1 protein-coding gene is annotated in these 458 nt (G+C 72.9%); it reads right to left on the bottom strand.

Annotation, left to right across the window (positions count from 1 at the left end):
• Window positions 1-458 (bottom strand): AMP-binding protein (locus J5M71_RS28225; RefSeq protein WP_207838915.1); only part of this gene is annotated, 458 nt, incomplete at both ends.

Genomic DNA, 458 nt, shown 5'->3' with positions numbered 1-458 from the left:
CCGCCGCATCCGCGATGCCGTCGATGCTGCGCAGCGCGACCTCGACCTCGCCGGGCTCGATGCGCACGCCGCGCACCTTCACCTGCCGGTCCGCGCGCCCGAGATAGCGCAGCAGGCCGTCGCCGTCGACGCTGCCGAGGTCGCCCGTGCGATAGACGCGCTCGCCGGCGAGCGGGCCGTGCCCGATCGTCGGAAATTTCTCGGCCGTCAGCGTCGCGTCGTTCAGATAGCCGAGCGCGACGCCTTCGCCGCTCAGGCAGATTTCGCCGACCTCGCCCGGCGCGACGGGCGTCAGCGCGTCGGACAGGATGTGCGCGCGCTTGCCCGGCAGCGAGCGGCCGATGCTGACCGTGCGGCTCGCGCCGCCGCGCGGCACCGCATGGCCCGTCGAATACGTCGTGTCCTCGGACGGGCCGTACAGATTGAACACCTGCTCGAGCTGCGGCGCGGCCTCGTAG

It is taken from the genome of Pseudomonas sp. 43(2021) (genome assembly GCF_017490805.1).
Lineage (GTDB): Bacteria > Pseudomonadota > Gammaproteobacteria > Pseudomonadales > Pseudomonadaceae > Aquipseudomonas.
The sequence above is the reverse complement of the archived record's forward strand: the minus strand, read 5'-3'. Positions and strand labels throughout refer to the sequence as shown.